Raw genomic sequence first — 13,385 nt, 5'->3', positions numbered from 1 at the left:
CGTTTTCGCATGGTTGGCTTATGGGCGCGGCGGGGAACAGGAATCGTCTGGGCAGGAAGGGGTTTTATGGCTGGAGACTTGAGCTTGCGACCGGGCGACATACCGTGGGGCAATCGGCTGGGCCTTGAGCTCGTTTCGATCGGCGACGGGCTCAGTTCGCTCCGGGTCGATTGGCACGCGGAGCTGGCGGACGAGGAGGAGGCGCTCGCGACCGGTGTGTTGACGAGCCTCATCGATCAGGCCTGCGGCGTTGCCGTGATGTCCCGATTGGGCAGACGGCTGGCGATCTCCACCCTTAACCTGAAGGTGGACCATGTGCGATCCGCCGAGGCGAGATGCCCCGCGACGGCGTGGGCTCACTGCTACGACGCGACCGAGCACCGTGCGTTCGTACGCGCCGAAGTCTGGGATACAGATCCGTCTCACCTGATCGCGACTGCCCAAGGCGTCTTTTCGATCAATCGGGCTGTCGCCCCATGAACGAAGGCGCGATCGGGGCCAGTACCGGGCGGAACGGCTTTGCGAAGCTACTCGGTACCATGATGACGCAAAGCGGTGAAACGTTCACGCTGATCCCCACGGAGGAGCTTGTCGGGAATTCCATTCTGCCCGCCTTGCATGGAGGCGCGATCGCGTCCTTTCTTGAGCTGGCCGCACAGCTTGCTCTCTCCCGCACACTCTCGCCAGGGCAGTCCTGCCGGCTGATCAGCATGAACCTTCAATTTCTCGCCCCGGTCAGACTGGGCGCAGTCAGCACGACGCCGACGCTGGTGCGCGTAGGGCGTCGTGTCGCAGTGGTGCATGCCGAAGGCGTCGAGCGAAACGGAACCGGAAAACTGTGCCTTGCGCAGCTGGAATTCGCCGTCGGACAATCCTCCGGAGACGAGGATCACACCCGACATTCCTGATTGGTTCAGCGGGCCGATCTCCAGAGAGCAAGGATGCTTCTGAGCGCCGTCGCGAAGGCGAGTGGCTCGTCCAGCATCAGGTGATGGCGCGCGTTGGGCACCGCGACGATCGGGATCGTCCCCGCTCCCAGTTCGCGCAGATATGCCGCGGAATCACTGCCGAAGAGCGCGCTGTGCCCGCCGTAGACGATCGCCAGCCGACCGGGCGCCGCGGCGACACGGCGACCCATCGTCATCCATTCGTCCGCAGAGTTGCCGCGCGCGAACACCGCGGGCGAGAACTTCCACGTCCAAGCGTCCCCGTCCCGCCGGAGAGAATGATAGGCCATGTAGTCCAGCAGGAACGGCTGGCCCGCGGGCTGTGGCGGCGCCAGCACGTAGCGCGCGCGTGCGGTTGGATAGTCGGGATACCGGCTGGTGGGCTTGTTCGCGTCGCCCGAGCCGGGGCTGCCGCGTCCGCCGCGCCAATAGGCCGCAAGCGCCTCGGGTCGCATGATCATCAGGTCGCAGATGATCGCGCCCGCGAACCGTTCGGCCGCGATCGTCATCGCGGTCACCGCGACCCCCGCGCCGAAGCTGTGACCGATGATCACGGGCGGCGCATCACCGTCGAACAGCCCGGTCGCCTCCGCCACCGCGATCATCTCGCGCCCGCGGCCGTCACCGTCGATTCCCGCGCGCGCGTCGCTGTCGCCCATGCCCGCAAGATCATAGGCGACCACATGGTAGTCCGCGGCGAGCAACGGCGCGATAAACGCCCAGCAGCGCGCATGGGCAAGAAAGCCGTGCGCCATGAGCACGCCCGGCTTTGCGCGGTCGCCCCAGCGCAGGTAGTGGATCTGCGCGCCCTCTACGGTGACGAAGCCTTCTTCCCGCGGAACGGCCAGCGCATCGACGAACCAGTCCGGCAGGTGCGACCCGTCCTCGGCCCATATCGGGTCGATGTCCGACGATCCGGTAGCCTCGGCGGCGCTCATGCCGACAGCCGGAAACCGCTATAGCCCGCCTCGGCGACCGCATCGCAGATCTCGGCATAGCCGACCACAGACGGATAGTTGAGTAGCTGACGCGGTTTGCCTGGGATGTTCGCTCCCATGTACCAGGAATCGGCCCTGGGAAAGAGCGTCATGGCGGCGATCTCGTCGATGTGGCGCGCCCATGCCGCGTGCGCGTCCGGCTCGGCCTCGAAGCGGGACCACCCGCCCGTGCGCAGATGCTCGAGGAACCGGACGACCCAGTCACCCTGCACCTCCGCGGCAGTCGGACCATTGGAGAAGCCGGACGGGCTCTGCGGGCCGTAGAGGAACACCATGTTAGGGAAGCCCGAAACCGCGTAGCCGAGATGCGTGCGTGCGCCTTCGCCCCACGCGTGCGCCAGCGTCGCCCCGCCGCGCCCGCGAATGTCCATCTGCATCAGCCCTCCCGTCACCGCGTCGAAACCGGTCGCGAGCACCAGGACGTCGTGTCGGCGCTCACCGACGCTCGTGGCTATGCCGTCGGGCAGGATCCGCTCGATCGGCTCTTCCCGCAGGTCGACGAGTTCGACGTTCGACTGGTTGAAGATGTCGTAATAAGTCTGCTCGAGCGACGGCCGCTTGACCCCGAACGGATGCGGCGGCTGGCTTGGCGCGAGCTTCTCCTGCAACGCGGGATCGGTGATTCGTTCGCGCACCTTGTCGCGCCAGAAATCGTAAACCAGCCGGTTGGCGCGCTCGTCCACCAGGATGTCGGCGTAATTGCCGACCCAATAGTGGAAGCCGCCCGCCGCCCACAACCGCTCGAACGCTGCGGTGCGCTCCTCGCTTGACACCTCGAGCGCGGACTGGTCGAGCCGCAGGATCTCGAACCCGCCGCTGCTCAGTCGGCGTTGACGGAAGATCTCGGGGTAACCGGGCTTGGCCTGCTCCTGCTCAGCCGCGGTCAATGGGCGCTGGCGCATCGGCAGAGCCAGGATGGGTGTGCGCTGGTAGATCGTCAGCTGCGCAGCCTCGCGTGCCGCCTCCTGAGCGACCTGCACACCGCTCGCGCCGGTCCCGATGATCGCGACGCGCTTGCCGCCAAAGTCGATGCCCTCCTGCGGCCAGTGGGCGGTGTGGTGGGCCGGGCCGGCAAAGCTGTCGAGTCCCGAAAGTGACGGGATGTACGCCTTGGCCGCAAAGCCGGTACACGGTAGCAGATAGCGGGTGGTCAGCCGCTCTCCATCGGCGAGTTCCACTCGCCAGAAGCCGGCATGTTCGTCGAACACGGCGGAGCGCATCCTGACGCCGAGCGTCATTGCAGGCCAGAGGTCGAGAACGTCGCAGGCATGTCGGAAATAGCGACGCAACTCGCGCCAGCCTGGGAAGCGTTCCGACCAGGTCCAGTCGCGCCACACCCGCTCGTCCGAGAACTCGTAGATCGGAACATGCGAATCGACTCGCACGCCAGGGTAGCAGTTCCAGTACCAGATGCCGCCCGGCTCCGCCGCCGCATCGACCAGCCGAGCGTTGAAGCCGTTCTCGCGCAACTTCCCGAGCAGGTAGATCCCGCTGAAGCCCGCGCCGATCACCAGCGCGTCGATGTCGGGCACGCCCGTCATCGCGCAGCGACTGCCGCGACGGCGATGTCGGTCGCCGCCTTGTAATCCGCCTTGCCGTTCGGCGCGCGCAGCGGTTGGTCGGTGACGACGATCGCTTTGGGCGTCTTGTAGCCGGCGAGCGCGGCGCGCACGTGAGCGCGCACCGCCGCCTCGTCCACTGTCGCCCCCGGTGCGGCATGGACCACCCCCGTTACCGCGTGGCCCCATTTCTCGTCGGGCACGCCGACCACAAGCGCGTCTGCGACCGCTGGATGCGTCTTCAGCACCTCCTCCACCTCTTCCGGATAGACCTTCTCACCCGCCGTGTTGATGCACACGCTGCCGCGCCCGAGCAGCGTCAGCGTCCCGTCCGCGGCGACGGTGCACCAGTCGCCAGGCATCGAGTAACGGACGCCGTTGATGGTGCGGAACGTCTTCGCGCTTTTCTCCGGATCCTTGTAGTAGCCGATCGGGATCGCGCCCTTACGCGCGATGAAACCGGGCGTGCCGCTGCCCGGCACGACCGGCCGGTCATGCTCGTCGAACACGTCGCACAGCCCGCCGATGGTGAAGCGTGCGGTCGCCGTCTCGCCGGCCGCGCTGGTGACCGACAGGCCGAACCCCAGCCCTTCCGACGCGCCGAAGCTGTCCATCAGCACGACCTGCGGGATGTGCCGGATCAGCCCGGCCTTCACCTCGCGGCTCCACATCACCCCGGATGAAACGATCGTGACGAGGCTGGACGTGTCGTAGCGCCCGCGCGCGGCATCCAGCGCGGCCAGCATCGGCTTAGCGAAAGCGTCACCGACGATCGCGATCGATTCGACGCGGTCGCGATCGACCGATCGCCACAACTCGTCGGCATCGAACGATTCACCGCCGAGCGTCACGATGCAGCCGCCGCTCATCAGCGTGCCGATGGATGTGATGAAGCCAGTGCCGTGCATCATCGGGCAGGCGGGCATCGTACGCCGGCCGGGTCCATCGCGCGCGATCAGCGCCGCGGTCTCGGCGAGGTCGGCGGGCGTCGGCCCCATCAGCCGCTGCGCATCGAGCTGCGCCTCGCGCATGTCGGTGTGCCGCCACATTACGCCCTTCGGCATCCCCGTCGTGCCGCCGGTGTAGATGAACAACTCGTCGTCGGGCGAGCGCGCGATGCCGAGCGGCGCGCCGTCGCCGTCGCCCGCGAGCGCCTCATAGGACGACGCGAACGAAGCGCGCTCCGCCTCAGGGCCGATTTCCACGAACGTGCGAACCTTGCTGAGCCGCGGGTGGAGTTCGTCGACGCATGTGCGGAACTCGGCGCTGTACACCACCACCTCGCTGTCGCTGTCATCGAAGATGTAGAACACCTCGTCGGGGCGATAGCGATAGTTGATGTTGACGTGGGTCAGCCGACCTTTGAAGCACGCCGCCATCAGCTCGCCATACTCGGGCCGGTTGCGCATGTAGAAGGCGACCTTGGTGCCCGGTCCCGCGCCCCGCGCACGCAGCGCCCGCGCGATGTTGTTTGAACGGCGCGCCATCTCGGGCCAGGTGATGACCCGGTCGCCGTGGATCAGCGCGGGGGCGTCGTGGGGCATCACCGGCTCGATCGCGTCGAGGATATCGCCCAGGTTCCACTGCGTCATGGCTTCCTCTCCTGTCCTCAGGCGGCGCGCGCATCCCAACCCTGCAACGTTGCAGCCTCCGCGCGCACGATCTCCGGACCGCCAAGGACTTGCCGGTCGAAGCCGATCCGCTTGAACCAGTAGTGGAGACCAAGAAGGTCGGTGAAACCCATCCCGCCGTGAACCTCCGTGGCGGTGCGCGCAACGAAGCGCCCCACTTCACCGGTATGCGACTGGGCATGGCAGGCCATCAGCAGCGCCTCTTCGGGCACCGCGTCGAACGCGTGCGCAGCATACCAGACGAGAGAGCGGCAAGGCTCTAGCCGCGCCGCCATCTCGGCACACATGTGCTTGACCGCCTGAAAGCTGCCGATGACCCGCCCGAACTGCTCGCGCGCGCCGGCGTAGGCGACCGCCTTGGCGATCATGGCGTCCGCAGACCCCACCGCGTCGGCGGCGAGCAGCACCCGGCCCGCCGCGACCAGCATGCGGGCAGCGTCGCCAGTATCGTTGCCGAGCGGCTCGGCTGCGACACCGTCCAGGCGCAGCTCGCCGACGGCGCGGGTGAGGTCGATGGTGGGTAGGGCGACAAACTCCAGCCGGTCGGCGTGGCCGGTGACCAAGTGCAACGATCCATCCTCGTCCGCAAGAATGAAGGCGTCGGCGTCGGCGCTGTCGAGTACGAAAAGCGCCGTGCCGCGTAGCGTGCCATTGTCCGCCGTCACGCCGCTGCCATCACGTCGGCTGACCAACTCCGTCAGTCCCACCCCGAAACGGGCACTGCCATCGGCGATGCGCGGAAGCCATTGCGCCTGTTGCGCCGGCGAGCCGGCGAGACGCAGCGCAAGCGGGGCGAGGACGCAGCGCGCCACGAACGGCACCGGCGCCACCGCTGCGCCGAGCGCCTCCGCCACTACTGAGGCATCGAGCAGGCCCAGGCCGAGGCCGCCGTGCTCCTCGGGCACCATGATGCCGGAAAGGCCAAGCTCGGACAGCGCCGCCACCACCGCCGCACTGACGGCATGGCCGCCCTCCGCGACCTCGCGGACGTGATCGAGCGGGCAATGTTCGCGCAGCAGCCGATCGACCGCGTCGCGCAGCATCCGCTGCTCGGGGGAAAGACCGAAATCCATCTATGCCGCCTCCGCCTTGGGTGCGCGCGCGTGCTCCAGCTTCGGCTCGCGCGGCATGCCGAGCCCCCGCTCGGCGATGATGTTCTTCTGGATCTGCGCGGTGCCGCCGCCGATGATGAGGCCGAGCTGGAACATGTAGTTCCACTGCCAGCTTCCGCCCGCCCGCTCGCGCCGGCTGCCGCCGTACAGCAGGCCGAGCTCCCCCATGGCGTCGATCGCCAGCGCCGAGATCTGGTGCGCCAGTTCGCACGACTGGAGCTTGACGATCAGCTTGGCGAGGCCGCCGGGTTCGCCCTTCAGCGAATTGGACAGCAGCCGCAGGCCGTTGAACTTCATCGCCGCGACTTCGGCCTGCAGCGCCACCAGCCGGTCGCACAACGCCGCGTTGTCGATCGCGCGCACGCCGTCGATCCGTTCATCGTGCATCAGCTGCACGAGCGCGGCGAGGCGATTCTCCAGCGCCGCCGGGTCGCCCAGCATGCCACGCTCGTAACCGAGCGTGGCGTTGGCCACCATCCAGCCCTGCCCGCGCTGGCCGACGATCTGGTCCACGGGCACGCGCACGTCGGTGAAGAAGGTTTCGTTGAACTCGGCGTGGCCCGTCATCGTGCGCAGCGGGCGCACCTCGATCCCGGGTGCTTTCATGGAGAAGATGAGGTAGCTGATCCCCGCATGCTTGGGCGCGTCCGCTTCCGTCCGCACGAGGCAGAAGATCATGTCCGCCTGATGCGCGGTGCTGGTCCAGATCTTCTGCCCGTTGATGACGAACTCGCCGTTCTCCTCGCGCGCGCTGGTGCGCAGCGCCGCCAGATCAGAGCCCGCGCCCGGTTCCGAATACCCTTGGCACCAGACGATCTCTCCGCGCAGCGTCGGCGCGATCCAGCGGCGCTTCTGCTCCTCCGTGCCGAGCTCGAGCAGCGTCGGAACGAGCATCGAGATGCCCTGGTTCGACAGCCCGCCCGGCACGCCCGCCGCGGCGAACTCCTCGGCGATGATGCGCGAGGTGAGGATGTCGGGTTCGGCACCGAAGCCGCCATATTCGCGCGGAATGGTGCGCGCGGTGTAGCCGTGTTCGAGCAGCAGCTGCTGCCACGCGACCGCGTCCGCCCCGGCGCGCTGCGCCGCGCCGGGCGCGGCCGGGGCACGGTGGCGGTTCTCGGCGATGAACGCGCGCAGCTCATCGCGGAACGCCTCGTATTCCGGGCCGTAACTCAGGTCCATCGGTTCACGCTCCTGCAGCTGGTGTGAAGACGGGCAGCCGGAACCCGTCGCCGATCGTTTCGAAGGCCAGCGCCACCGGCATGTCGAGCGCGAGCGTGGCAGGGTCGGCGCCGGTCAGCCGGGTCGCCATGCGGACGCCCTCGTCCAGCTCGACCACAGCCGCTACATACGGCACGTCGGCCGCGAAGGCGGGGTGAAGCGCCTGATGCGTCACCGTCCAGGAAAACAGCCGCCCGCGACCGCTGCTCGGCTCCCAGGAGAACGATGGCGAACCGCAGCGCGCGCACATGTAGCGAGGCAAATGGCGCCACGTCCGGCACGCGCCGCACCGCTGGAAATGGAGCGTGCCGCCCTGGCAGCGCTGCCAGAACTCCTGCTCCACCGGATCCTGCGGGTGTGGTAACGGCTTGGGGGGCGAGGCGGCGGGCGCCCGGAGCTTGGGCGGAATGTCGTCGTCGTTCATGCGAACCTCCGCAGGATGGCGATGCTGCCGTCGCCCAGGTCGCCCCAGCCGGTGACGAGCCCTGTCCGTGCTTCCGGCACCTGGCGTTCCCCGCAATCGTGCCGCAGCTGCCGCACGGCCTCGACGACGTGGTTGAGCCCCCAAACGTGCGCCTCGCTCAGCAGCCCGCCGTGGGTGTTGAGCGGATAGCGGCCACCGAGCTCGATCTGCCCGTCACGCACGAAGTCGAGCGCGCCACCCGGCTCGCAATAGCCCATCGCCTCGAGCTGGAGCAGGACGACGTAGGTGAAGCAGTCGTAGACCTGAAGGAAATCCATCTCCTCGCGGCGCACGCCGGCCATTTCGAAGGCCTTGGGCGCGGCGTAGCTCAGCCCGATCTTGAACGGGTCCGGGCGAGACGGGATGTCGTCCGCGGGATAGGGATGCCCCTCGGCGGCGCCTGCGATGGTGACGGGCACATGCGGCATGTCGCGTGCGCGGTCGGTGCGCGAGACAACGACCGCACACGCGCCATCGGTTTCAAGGCAGCAGTCGTAGAGTCGGAACGGCTCCGACACCATTCGCGCGTCGTGGTAGGTTTGCCAGTCGAGCGGCCGGCCGTAGGTGAACGCCTTCGGATTGAGTTGCGCATGCCGTCGGCACGCCATCGCCACCGCCCCCATGGCTTCCGGACCGACGCCGTGGAGCTGCGAATGCCGGGTCGCCAGCCAGGCATACATCTGCACCGGCAGGAACACGCCATAGGGCATGTAATACCCGCGAATCGTGTTGGTCAGCGTGTTCATGTTCATCGGCCGCGTGGGCGGAGCGCCCGGCTTGGGCCGCAGCGCGGAGAAGCCGTTCCAGCCGAGCGTGACGAGCACGTGGTCGCACAGCCCCGCCGCGATCGCGATCGCCGCATGCTGGAGCGCGGTCGTCGGACTCGCGCCGCCCATGTGGACGGTCGCGGCGTAGCGCAGCACATCGATGCCGAGGTTCGCCGCCAGTTCCTCCGACGTGGTGTAGATGGGCGGCGGCACCATGCCGTCGATGTCGGACGGGCGCAGCCCCGCGTCCGCGATCGCGCGCCGCGACGCCTCCAGCATCATGTCCACCGCGGTGCGCTCGGTGCCCTTGACGAAATCGGTTTCCCCGACGCCGGTGATCGCCGCCTTGTCCGAGAAGGTCATATCTGTCCCTCCTGTACCAGCCGCGACCCTCAGCGGAGGCCCGCCGCGCGGCCGAGCGCGCGCTCGGCATCGGCGACGAGGTCGCGCATCACCTCGGCGGCGGGGCGCACGGCGTGGATCAGCCCCATGCCCTGCCCGGCGAAGCCCGGGATGATGTCCTTGCGCTTCGCACGGATGCCCGACGCCATCACCGGACCGGCGATCATCGACTGGTATGGCATCGGTAGCGGCTCCTTGCCCGCCGCCACCCAGGCGTCGGCCCACTTGCTGCGGATCATGCGGGCAGGCTTGCCCGTGATCGAGCGGCTTACCACGGTATCGGCATCGCCGCTGTCGACGATCGCTTCCTTCTGGAAGTCCTCGATCCCCGCCTCCTCCGTCGCAAGGAACGCCGTGCCGACCCAGGCGCCCTCGGCGCCCAGCATGAAGGCCGCGGCCACACCGCGCCCGTCGGAGATGCCGCCAGCGCCGAGCACCGGCACCCGGTCCCCCACAGCATCGACCACCTGCGGGATGAGCGAGATGGTGCCGATCGGCGAATTATGCCCGCCGCCGTCGTGCCCCTGGGCCACGATCACGTCGATGCCCGACTCCACCACCTGTAGCGCGTGCTTCACCTTGCCGACGACCGCCATGACGACCGTGCCGTTGGCGTGGAGTCGATCCATCCACGGCCCCGGATTGCCGAGCCCCGCCGCGTAGACGGGCACCTTCTCCTCGACGACGACCTCCATCTGGGCCTCGAAGAACTCCTTGGAGAACAGCGCCGCGCCGCCGTTTGCCGCACCCTCCGTGACGGCGCGGCCGGAATCACGCGCGACGATCTCCAGCCCCTCGCGCTCCATGAAGTCGCGCGTGAACGCCTGATAGTCGGCGAGCACCGCGCGCGGGTCCGCCGGCGCGGCCCCGGTTTGCGGCGCCGAGCCGCGCCGCACCGAGGCGGGCAGGAGCGTGTCGACGCCGAACGGCTTGTCGGTCAGCGCGCGCGTTTCGCGGATCCACGCGCGGAGCTGCTCGGGTGAGCACGCTGCCGCGCCGAGCACGCCCAGCCCGCCCGCGTTGGAGACCGCCGCCGCCAGTCGCGGGACGCTTGCCCCGCCCATGCCGGCCAGGACGATCGGATAGTCGATGCCGAGCATCCCGCAGATTCGGCTGTTCAGGGCCATTGTCCGTCTCTCCCACATCGTTCTCGTTGCTGATCTACTCCGGCGGCTACGCCTCGAACGCCTGGGTCCAGCGCACCTTCTGATCCATCAGGTCGGGGCTGCGCCGCCCGAGATATTCCGCCGATCCCTCGACGAGCCGTTCCATCTCGCGCCGCGCCGTGACCGCGTCGCGCAGCCGCACCGCATGGACGACGCGCGCGAGGCGACGAACCTGGTTCTCGCGCTCGTGCTCGGAATAGCCGAGCTGGCGCGAAAGGTCGCGGGTCAGCAGATGCAGCGCGGACGTGAGCAACCCGAAAAGCGGATTGCCGCTCGCCCATGCCAGAAGGTCGTGGAAGCGCCGGTTGGTTTCCTCGAACAGCGTCGATTCCACCTGCTGCTCGAGCTCGGCGAAGCAGCTTGCCAGCGCCATCAGATCCGCCGCCGTTGCGCGCCGGGCAGCGTGAGAGGCCGCCCGCGGGGCCAGCGCCTCGCGCAGCTCGATCAGCGCGCGCAGGTCGGTGCCGACGAAGTGCAGTACGAGCGCAAGCGAACTCGTGAAATCGCCAATCTGCGGCCGCGCGACCACCGGCCCGCCGCCTCGACCGGGCTGCAGGTGGAGCACGCCCTGCAGTTCCAGAAAACGCAGCGCCTCACGCAATGTGGCGCGGGCGACTTCGTACCGCGCGAGCATGTCGTGCTCCGGAGGCAGCCGGTCGCCGACCTGGCGTGCGTCGGCCTCGATGTCGTGCACGATCGCCTGCGCCACGCGAAGCGCGCGCTTGCCCCTTGCGAACGAGAGCGCCTCGCCCTGCTCATCCACGTCCGGCATCAATAAATCCTTATCATGGTTTTATGTTGCTCCACTCCTTTATCTTTGTCCAGCGGCAAATTGCTGCCGTCGCCGGCTTGCAAGGCTATTAAAAGGGTATAATGTTAAAGCGCGGGAGGGGAATTGATGACCGACAACGCAGCCTGGATGGAAACCGATGGATATATCGCCATCATCCATCTCAACCGACCCGCGGCGCGCAACGCGCTTGATCCGCAGATGCTGGTGGAACTGGCCGACTGCTGGAGCAGGGTGCGCGACGACGCCGAGATCCGCGTCGCGGTCGTGACCGGCACCGGCGACGCCTTCTGCTCAGGTGCCGACCTCGGCCGCCTTATCCCGCTCGTCAGCGGCGGGCGACCGCCGGAGGACGAGTGGGATCGCCGCGTGCTCGCTGACCGCGATATTCTCGGCACCGCGCTGCTGCGCACATTTGACGTCGTCAAGCCGGTGATCGCCGCCATCAACGGGCATGCGATCGCAGGCGGCATGGAACTGGTCCAGGGTACAGATCTCAGGATCGCATCGAGCGCCGCGCGCTTCGGCGTGCAGGAGGTCAAATGGGCGATCTTCCCGGGCGGGGGATCGACGGTGCGACTGCCGCGCCAGCTTCCCTTTGCGCGCGCGATGGAATTGCTGCTCACCGGCGATCTGATCGATGCCGGAACCGCGCTCGACTATGGCTTCCTCAACCGCGTCGTTGCGCCGGAGGAGGTGCTGCCTGCGGCGCTCGACTTCGCGCGACGGATCGCCGCCAACGGCCCGATCGCGGTGCAGGCGATCCGCGCGTCGGCGCGCGCCTGTATCGGGCGGCCGGAGAGCGAAGGCATGAACCTCGAGTCGGGCTTCGCCGCGCCGGTGTTCCGAACTGAAGACGCGCGCGAAGGTCCGCGCGCCTTCATGGAAAAGCGTACACCCGTTTTCAAGGGACGTTGAGATGGTTGACGAGGCATCCTCGGGTATCGCGAACGGGCTGGCGGGCGCCGCATTGCAAGGCGCGCTCTCGATCGCGCCGTTCCACGCCTGGCTCGGGCTTCGCGTCGAGGACGTGACAGACGGTGTCCTTCACCTCAGCATGCCGTGGCGCGACGAGATCGTATCGAATCCGCGGATCCCGTCCGTGCATGGCGGCGTGCTCGCCAGCCTGATCGATCTCGCCGGCATGTATGTCCTGCTGACGAGGACGCGCGCGGTCAGCGCCACCGCGTCGCTCCACGTCGATTATCACCGTCCGGCAAGCGGCGGCCCGCTTCACATCCACGCGCGCGTCGTGAAGATAGGACGGACGCTGTCGGTCGCGGACAGCGAGGTGCGCTCGCCCGACGACGTGCTGCTCGCCAGCGGTCGCGGTTCGTATCTCATGCGGGACGGCGGCATCGCGACATGACTGTGCAGAGAATAGGAGAGATCATGAGCATCGAGACCGCGTCGGCGGACGCCAGGCGCACTCCGGCCGAGCCGCGACCGGCCGGCACCATCCTGCTGCTGCGGGATGTGCCCGAATATCAGGTGCTCATGGTGCGACGACACCACCAGATCGATTTCGCCTCGGGAGCGCTGGTGTTCCCGGGAGGCAAGATGCACCCCGGTGACGACGATCCGCGCTGGCGCGATCACGTAACCGGGTGGGACGAAATCGACGCGACCCAGCGCGCGCTGCGCATCGGCGCCATCCGCGAGGCGTTCGAGGAAGCGGGGATCCTGCTGGCCAACTATCCCGACGGCCGCGGCTTCTCCAGTGTATGCGACGCCGAGGCCCGCCGGAAGGTCGATACCGGGGAACTCGCCTTCCTCGATGTCGTCGCCGGATTGGGGGTGAAGCTCTCGCTGACCGCCCTGACCGTTTTCGCCCGCTGGATCACTCCAGAAATGATGCCGAAGCGGTTCGACACCTGGTTCTACGCTGCCCCCGCTCCGGCCGACCAGGTCGCGATCTGCGACGGACATGAAACGGTCGATGCCGAGTGGATCGCGCCAGAGTCGGTCCTGGACCTCGCCCGAAGCGGCGCCCGAACCGTGATCTTCCCCACCTTGATGAACGTGAAGCTGCTGGCCGAGGCCGAGAGCGCAGCAGATTGCCTCGCCCGAGCGGAGGCACGTCCGCTGGTCACCGTGCTCCCGCAGGTCGAGACACGGGACGGAGAGCGTGTTCTGACCATTCCGCTCGATGCTGGCTATGGTGAAGTCACACAGAGTTTGGCTGAGCTCAGGGCCTGACATCCCAGGTTCCGACTATTGCAGAACCTCCCCATGCCGCTCTGGCAAAACAGAGCGGCCTTTTCTTGGGACTTTGGCCTGACACCTGTAAGTTGCCGAAGGCCGACGTTTCGCGTCGGCTGGCGCCCGG

The 13,385-nt window shown here is 67.9% G+C and carries 14 protein-coding genes; 5 read left to right on the top strand and 9 right to left on the bottom strand.

Annotated elements, in window-relative coordinates; genetic code table 11:
* Positions 1 to 66: 66 nt before the first annotated feature.
* Together ACP7A3_RS15770 and ACP7A3_RS15765 are read left to right on the top strand one after the other, a co-directional pair.
* Positions 67 to 480: a PaaI family thioesterase gene (locus ACP7A3_RS15770; RefSeq protein WP_298809010.1), complete on the top strand. Its 414-nt coding sequence runs from the start codon at positions 67 to 69 to the stop codon at positions 478 to 480.
* Complete coding sequence (locus tag ACP7A3_RS15765) at positions 477 to 908, top strand: PaaI family thioesterase (protein ID WP_298809007.1); 432 nt, start codon at positions 477 to 479, stop codon at positions 906 to 908. Before ACP7A3_RS15770 ends, ACP7A3_RS15765 begins: the two co-directional genes overlap by 4 nt.
* Positions 909 to 913: 5 nt before the next feature.
* Here ACP7A3_RS15765 and ACP7A3_RS15760 read toward each other — a convergent pair whose 3' ends face one another.
* The 9 genes from ACP7A3_RS15760 to ACP7A3_RS15720 are packed head-to-tail and all read right to left on the bottom strand — an operon-like array spanning position 914 to position 11,038.
* On the bottom strand, positions 914 to 1,885 hold the full coding sequence (locus ACP7A3_RS15760) for an alpha/beta fold hydrolase (RefSeq protein ID WP_298809006.1): 972 nt from the start codon (positions 1,883 to 1,885) through the stop codon (positions 914 to 916).
* Entirely contained in the window at positions 1,882 to 3,477 is a 1,596-nt protein-coding gene (locus tag ACP7A3_RS15755) for a flavin-containing monooxygenase (protein WP_298809004.1), read from the bottom strand. Before ACP7A3_RS15755 ends, ACP7A3_RS15760 begins: the two co-directional genes overlap by 4 nt.
* Before the next feature lie 5 nt (positions 3,478 to 3,482).
* Complete coding sequence (locus ACP7A3_RS15750) at positions 3,483 to 5,096, bottom strand: acyl-CoA synthetase (RefSeq protein WP_426256585.1); 1,614 nt, start codon at positions 5,094 to 5,096, stop codon at positions 3,483 to 3,485.
* 17 nt (positions 5,097 to 5,113) lie between these two features.
* On the bottom strand, positions 5,114 to 6,208 hold the full coding sequence (locus tag ACP7A3_RS15745) for an acyl-CoA dehydrogenase family protein (RefSeq protein ID WP_298808998.1): 1,095 nt from the start codon (positions 6,206 to 6,208) through the stop codon (positions 5,114 to 5,116).
* On the bottom strand, positions 6,209 to 7,429 hold the full coding sequence (locus ACP7A3_RS15740; RefSeq protein ID WP_426256584.1) for an acyl-CoA dehydrogenase family protein: 1,221 nt from the start codon (positions 7,427 to 7,429) through the stop codon (positions 6,209 to 6,211).
* A gap of 4 nt (positions 7,430 to 7,433) precedes the next feature.
* Positions 7,434 to 7,892, bottom strand: coding sequence for a Zn-ribbon domain-containing OB-fold protein (locus tag ACP7A3_RS15735; RefSeq protein ID WP_298808994.1), 459 nt, complete (start codon positions 7,890 to 7,892; stop codon positions 7,434 to 7,436).
* Positions 7,889 to 9,061 carry a thiolase C-terminal domain-containing protein gene (locus ACP7A3_RS15730; RefSeq protein ID WP_298808991.1) on the bottom strand — a complete coding sequence of 391 codons (1,173 nt, stop codon included), beginning with the start codon at positions 9,059 to 9,061 and terminating at the stop codon, positions 7,889 to 7,891. Before ACP7A3_RS15730 ends, ACP7A3_RS15735 begins: the two co-directional genes overlap by 4 nt.
* Positions 9,062 to 9,090: 29 nt before the next feature.
* Positions 9,091 to 10,227 carry an NAD(P)H-dependent flavin oxidoreductase gene (locus ACP7A3_RS15725; protein ID WP_046408745.1) on the bottom strand — a complete coding sequence of 379 codons (1,137 nt, stop codon included), beginning with the start codon at positions 10,225 to 10,227 and terminating at the stop codon, positions 9,091 to 9,093.
* Between the two features lie 46 nt (positions 10,228 to 10,273).
* Entirely contained in the window at positions 10,274 to 11,038 is a 765-nt protein-coding gene (locus ACP7A3_RS15720; protein WP_426256583.1) for a FadR/GntR family transcriptional regulator, read from the bottom strand.
* 126 nt (positions 11,039 to 11,164) lie between these two features.
* On the opposite strand from ACP7A3_RS15720, the gene ACP7A3_RS15715 reads away from it, so the two are divergent.
* From ACP7A3_RS15715 to ACP7A3_RS15705, 3 genes are read left to right on the top strand one after another with little or no spacing between them, the layout of a single operon-like run.
* Positions 11,165 to 11,974, top strand: coding sequence for an enoyl-CoA hydratase-related protein (locus ACP7A3_RS15715; RefSeq protein WP_298808987.1), 810 nt, complete (start codon positions 11,165 to 11,167; stop codon positions 11,972 to 11,974).
* A 1-nt stretch (position 11,975) separates the two neighbouring features.
* On the top strand, positions 11,976 to 12,425 hold the full coding sequence (locus ACP7A3_RS15710; protein WP_046408747.1) for a PaaI family thioesterase: 450 nt from the start codon (positions 11,976 to 11,978) through the stop codon (positions 12,423 to 12,425).
* A 23-nt stretch (positions 12,426 to 12,448) separates the two neighbouring features.
* Entirely contained in the window at positions 12,449 to 13,255 is an 807-nt protein-coding gene (locus tag ACP7A3_RS15705) for an NUDIX hydrolase (RefSeq protein WP_298280166.1), read from the top strand.
* Positions 13,256 to 13,385: the final 130 nt, after the last annotated feature.

The organism is Sphingomonas sp. DC5200-1, assembly GCF_049897245.1.
Lineage (GTDB): Bacteria > Pseudomonadota > Alphaproteobacteria > Sphingomonadales > Sphingomonadaceae > Sphingomonas > Sphingomonas aquatilis.
The sequence above is the reverse complement of the archived record's forward strand: the minus strand, read 5'-3'. Positions and strand labels throughout refer to the sequence as shown.